The organism is Pedobacter sp. 01N416, from assembly GCF_056399685.1.
Window position 1 is genome coordinate 1 of sequence record NZ_JBFTRT010000825.1, and the last position, 1,581, is coordinate 1,581.

Consider the following 1,581-nt stretch of genomic DNA (forward strand, 5'->3'; position numbering starts at 1 on the left):
TCATTACCTTCTCTTTGGCATCACCTTCTTTTATACCAGATAATTCTTCCTCTTTGGTTTTTTTGTCATAAACCTGCACTTCACTAACGGCATTGGCTTTCAGGTATTTCTGGGCCAGAAGTGGATCGTCGCCAAAAAATTCTTCGCCATCAACCAAAAGTGTATTTACATCTTTTCCACCAGCTTTTATGGCGCCATCTTTATCAACCTCAATTCCAGGTAAGCGTCTTAATAAATCCTGTAAATTAGCATGTGGTTTTACCGCAAAACTATCTGCCTGGTAGGTTATGGTATCGCCCTTCATGCTAATGGCCTGCTTTTGGGCTTTAATTACCACTTCGTTTAAAAGCGTGGCTTTGCTATCCATCGCGATATTACCCAGGTTAAATTTTGATGAATCAGACAATTGGATGTCTCTAATATAATCGGCCATCCTCGGAAAAGTGACCACCAGGGTATAATTTCCTTTTTTTAAATTCGAAAACTCGAATTCACCGTTAACCTTGGTCCGTGCATCTTTAACTAAAATGGAATCTTTACTTCTTATTAGCAGGATAGAACTGTTCTGTAATTTTATTTTTTCAACGGTATCAATCACAACGCCTTTTATACTAGCATTTTGCGCCAGTGCCGGAAAAAATAGTAATGAAAAAATGAGAGCCGAGAAGAGTTGTTTGAGCATGTAGGTGTTGAAGGAGCGTTAATAAAATAGTGCGTTTGGTTAAGTGCCTGAAAATACAACTATTATTTAGTTATCGCAAATAAAAATAAAATTTTTTTATTTAAAAAAGAATATAAGCACATGATTTGCGGAGAATAATATCTTTAAAAAAGAAGAGGCGGGGGGGGGAAGAAGTAAAAGTTATGCGTTTAATGAGGGCATTTTAGATTGATACGCTTCACCATCAGTAGCAACATTTATTTTGTTACTGCTAAATCATTTTTTTGATCAGAACAATCTGCCCAAAATGGTAGTAACTGTGCTCAATTACACCTTCTAGCTTACGCAGATAGGTGCCATACCTTTCATTTACAAATACCTGATCTAATTTTTCATCTGGCATTTGTGCTACTTCACCGGCGAAAGCTGCCGAATTAGCCAAAAACTCTTCAACAGCTTTTTCCAATCTTCTTCTGATTGCATTGGCGGCAGTCAAAACTATACTGATCTTTAATTTCCAACAGGCCGCCTGGTAGTTGGTGTGGACAATCCAATAACCATTTAATAAAACTTCTCTTAATCGGTTTGCAATAAATTCAGATCTTTTCATTTCTAAATTCCTGGCGTTGATTTATATCTATTAACAGCAGTTATAATAAATCTTCACTTTCTGCTCTTTCTCGCTCCAGGCAATGTAAATGTTGTTCTCTTTTCCTAAACGATACTTAAAGCCATTTAATCCCGATTTTTTTAATTCCTCATAAAGGGCTTTGTCAGGTGTATAATTATCGGCTTTATCCTCAGGCATTACTGCAGGTTCGAGAAAATTATCATCGCTAAAAAAATCATCAGCAATGGTTTTTAAGAAAATAATCTGGTCTTTTTCTTTTGAAAGATCAACATTTGGATCGGTACTGCCC

Annotated in this window: 2 protein-coding genes and 1 pseudogene; all 3 read right to left on the reverse strand. The window is 36.4% G+C overall.

The features are described from left to right. Positions 1–682: carboxypeptidase regulatory-like domain-containing protein (locus AC1DND_RS27565; protein ID WP_477586006.1), on the reverse strand; the 682-nt coding region annotated here is incomplete at its 3' end. A gap of 250 nt (positions 683–932) precedes the next feature. Next, complete coding sequence (locus AC1DND_RS27570; protein WP_477586008.1) at positions 933–1,271, reverse strand: hypothetical protein; 339 nt, start codon at positions 1,269–1,271, stop codon at positions 933–935. A gap of 30 nt (positions 1,272–1,301) precedes the next feature. Continuing rightward, a pseudogene (locus AC1DND_RS27575) lies at positions 1,302–1,581 on the reverse strand (hypothetical protein); the annotation flags it as partial.

What these genes read in the sequence shown, in the direction of transcription:
- AC1DND_RS27570 (WP_477586008.1), bottom strand. Translation starts at nt 1,271, where the DNA reads ATGAAAAGATCTGAATTTATTGCAAACCGATTAAGAGAAGTTTTATTA.